The following is a 3,964-nucleotide window of genomic DNA, read 5'->3' as shown; positions in this document are numbered from 1 at the left end:
TTTGTTGGAACATACGGAATACGAAATCATTTTCAAATAGAAGTACAGGATTTCCTTCTCGGTCTTCAACGTGCATGACCCGTGAGTCGAACATATCGTCTTCTAGTTCTTCCTTTTTTGTCCACATGGCAATGCTATGCTTCATCGGAACCATATCAATATCAACATTATATTCAGCCTTCATTCGATATTCGAATACTTGGAATTGTAGTTCCCCTACTGCTCCTAAAATGTAATCCCCAAAAAACGGAGTGCGGTAGAGCTGCACAGCTCCTTCTTGTACAAGCTGCGTCATCCCTTTATCGAATTGTTTATGCTTCATCGCATTCTTTGCATGTACCTTCATAAACAATTCTGGTGGGAATTTCGGCAAGGCTTCATATTGGAATACATCATTTCCGTCCAAAATGGTATCTCCAATTTGGTAAGTTCCAGAATCATACAGTCCGATAATATCACCGGGATACGCTTCCTCTACCGTTTCCCGATCCGATGCTAAGAATTGCTGCGATTGGCCAAGCTTTATTTTTTTACCCGTACGTGCTAACGTCACCGACATACCGCGCTCAAATTTACCCGAACACACGCGAACAAATGCAATGCGGTCGCGATGGGCCGGATTCATATTGGCCTGAATTTTAAAAACAAATCCTGAAAAATGGGGATAATCAAGACCTATCATTCCTGATGTCGAATTTCTTGGCTGTGGTGAAGAAGTCAACTCGATAAATGCGTCGAGAAATGATTGTACACCGAAGTTCGCAATCGCACTTCCGAAAAATACAGGCGTTAACGTACCATTTTTCACTTTTTCAACCGAAAAATCATTACCTGCTTCATCTAATAAAGCTAGCTCTTCGGTTAAAGTTTCAAGGTAAGAAGGATCAATTTCTTTTTTTACTTCATCAGTAATATGCTCACCGTCAAAGGTAGTGAAAAAAGATTCTTTGTTACCGCGGAATACTTCTATTTTCTTCTCAAATCGATCATATGTACCTTGGAATCGTTTTCCCATACCAATAGGCCACGTAACCGGGTACGATTCAATTCCAAGCACTTCTTCAATTTCAGCAAGAAGTTCTAGCGGTTCTTTTCCTTCTCGGTCTAGCTTATTAATAAAGGTAAGAATGGGAATACCTCGCATCCGACATACTTTGAAAAGCTTGATTGTTTGCGCTTCAATCCCCTTTGTTCCATCAATAACCATGACCGCACTATCAACGGCAGTTAACGTTCGATACGTATCTTCACTAAAATCTTGGTGACCCGGTGTATCCAATATGTTAATTCGATGGTCCTTGTATAAAATTTGCATCACACTTGATGTAACGGAAATTCCACGTTGCTTTTCAATTTCCATCCAGTCTGATTTTGCATATTTCCCTGTTTTCTTCGCTTTTACTGTCCCTGCTGAACGGATTGTACCACCAAGGAGCAAAAGCTTTTCTGTCAATGTCGTTTTCCCAGCATCCGGGTGGGAAATAATTGCAAACGTACGCCGTGACGTAATTTCTTTATTCATTTGCTCACTAATCATAATTGCATTCCTTTCCGATGAAAATGTATATAAACAATCTAACGATGTAAGATATCATCGTAGTCAAAACAAAACGCACCAGTTCCTTCTACTCAGCACTTCTTATCATATCAAATCCTCACTCGTAGTTAAAGTTCAACTTATCATTATCATAAGAAAATATCATATTTTATTTGTATAGTACTTGAATTTCAGCAAAATGTAATCTATAATAGGCAACGTCTTTACAACAATTTTATACAAAATCCTCATCAATCCGATGAGGTAGAGGTCGCGGCCTTTAAAAGTACGACGGACGAGATGCAGAGAACATCAACCGACTCCGTCTGGAAAGGAAAGGCTGCCGAAGTTTGTGCTTTTTTCTGGGAGCATGAGCTGGGACTGTTTTCGAATAGGAACAGGACTGTCACATGTGCAAAAACCGGCACATGTGATGAGCTATCTTACGGAAGGCATGATGCGGGGTAGTATATAACGTCGTCAAGTCCTTTTGACGGCTTTTTTTATTCCCCACTCCTTCCATATCAAAATATTAGGAGTGTTACTTATGGAAAGTGCAGCTAGACATGTTTCATCACATGAAACAACATCAAATCACATTGAATTACGCAGAGGATTAAAATCACGTCATTTAACGATGATTTCTCTAGGCGGAACTATTGGAACAGGATTGTTTCTTGCCAGTGGAAATTCGATTCATAATGCAGGACCGGGTGGAGCCCTTGTGTCCTATATTGCTGTTGGGATAATGGTATACTTCCTCATGACAAGCCTTGCAGAAATGGCAACATATATGCCAGTAGCCGGTTCGTTTAGTACGTATGCAACGAAATTCGTCGATCCTTCTCTTGGATTCGCACTAGGCTGGAACTATTGGTATAACTGGGCTATTACCATTGCAGCAGAATTATCAGCTGTAACAATGATTATGAAATTTTGGTTTCCTCAAACATCTTCCTTATTATGGAGCGCTCTTTTCTTAGCAATAATGTTTTTATTAAATTACTTATCTGTAAAAGGGTTTGGCGAGGCAGAATATTGGTTTTCACTTATTAAAGTCGTTACCGTTATTATCTTTTTAGTTGTTGGTACCGCTATGATTTTTGGCATCATTGGTGGAAGCGCCGTCGGATTCCAAAACTTCACAATTGCGGATGCACCGTTCCATGGTGGGTTTATGGCAACGATTGGTGTCTTCATGGCAGCTGGATTTTCTTTTCAAGGAACAGAACTTCTCGGTGTTGCTGCTGGAGAAACTGAAGATCCAAAAAAATCTATTCCACGAGCAGTAAAAAGCGTATTTTGGCGTATTCTTCTCTTTTACGTGCTTGCTATTTTTGTTATTAGCTGTCTTATTCCGTTTACAAACCCAGATTTAGCAAACAGCGATGTTACCGTTAGTCCGTTCACACTCGTATTTAGCCGTGCAGGGATCGCTTTTGCTGCATCTGTTATGAATGCGATTATTTTAACTGCTGTACTATCTGCTGGTAACTCTGGTATGTACGCATCTACTCGTATGCTGTGGGATTTAGCCCGTGATGGAAAAGCACCGAAATTTCTTGCAAGACTCGATTCTCGTGGAGTTCCTGTTAATGCATTAATTGTTACAGCATCTATTGGCGCTGTAGCGTTCCTTGCTTCTTTATTTGGTGATGGCGTTGTTTATACATGGCTTTTGAATGCGTCTGGAATGTCAGGCTTTATCGCATGGCTAGGAATTGCAATTAGCCATTATCGTTTCCGCAAAGCATATGTAGCCCAAGGACGAGAAATAAACGATCTGCCATTTCGTGCAAAATGGTTCCCATTTGGACCTATATTTGCCCTTATTCTATGTACGATTGTTATCCTCGGCCAAGGCTATTCTGCTTTTGTAGACGGCAAAATTGATTGGAACAGCATTATTGTTTCTTACATTGGCTTACCTGTCTTTCTAATTGTTTGGATTTGGTATAAAGTAGCGAAAAAAACAACGATGGTTCCGCTTCAAGAATGTAAATTTGATGAAGAATGAATATGAAAAGAGGGAAATTCACAAATTTGTGAGTTTCCCTCTTTTTTATATTTCCTTCTAAAATCGTCTTAATACACTCGTTTCCCCCCTTTTTTGACAAACTCCCAGTCTATTTCAACACTTTTTCTCATTTTATAGAGTAGATTCCGTGCCATTTCTATTTCTTCTTGTGAAAATCCAGTGAGTGCAACCTGATTTGAGTATTCATCTTCTCGTTTTAAAAAAGGATAGATTTGATTTGCTCTTTCAGTTGGAAAAAGCTTCTTTATTTTTTTGTTTTCCGCATCGTTAACCTTTCGAATAAATCCATTCATTTCTAACTTTTTTATTGCACGTGCCGCTGTTGTTCGGTCTACTTTCAGCATATCTGCTACCTGTTCTTGAATGATTCCAGGATGCTCACAAATTCG

At 39.6% G+C, this 3,964-nt stretch carries 3 protein-coding genes and 1 riboswitch; of the genes, 1 reads left to right on the top strand and 2 read right to left on the bottom strand.

Going from position 1 to position 3,964, the window contains the following annotated elements; translation table 11 throughout:
- On the bottom strand, positions 1–1,537 hold a 1,537-nt coding region (locus AC11ZT_RS07265), incomplete at its 3' end, for a peptide chain release factor 3 (RefSeq protein ID WP_484058959.1).
- A 257-nt stretch (positions 1,538–1,794) separates the two neighbouring features.
- Positions 1,795–1,986: riboswitch (Lysine riboswitch) on the top strand.
- Between the two features lie 41 nt (positions 1,987–2,027).
- Here AC11ZT_RS07265 and AC11ZT_RS07260 point away from each other — a divergent pair.
- Positions 2,028–3,554, top strand: a complete 1,527-nt coding sequence (locus AC11ZT_RS07260) for an amino acid permease (RefSeq protein ID WP_484058958.1) — start codon at positions 2,028–2,030, stop codon at positions 3,552–3,554.
- Between the two features lie 68 nt (positions 3,555–3,622).
- On the opposite strand, the gene AC11ZT_RS07255 is transcribed toward AC11ZT_RS07260, so the two are convergent.
- A partial coding sequence (locus tag AC11ZT_RS07255) for a MarR family transcriptional regulator (RefSeq protein ID WP_484058957.1) occupies positions 3,623–3,964 on the bottom strand: 342 nt, incomplete at its 5' end.

It is taken from the genome of Ectobacillus sp., assembly GCF_056992975.1.
Note: the sequence above shows the minus strand (reverse complement) of the source record. Positions and strands in the feature narration are given on the sequence as shown.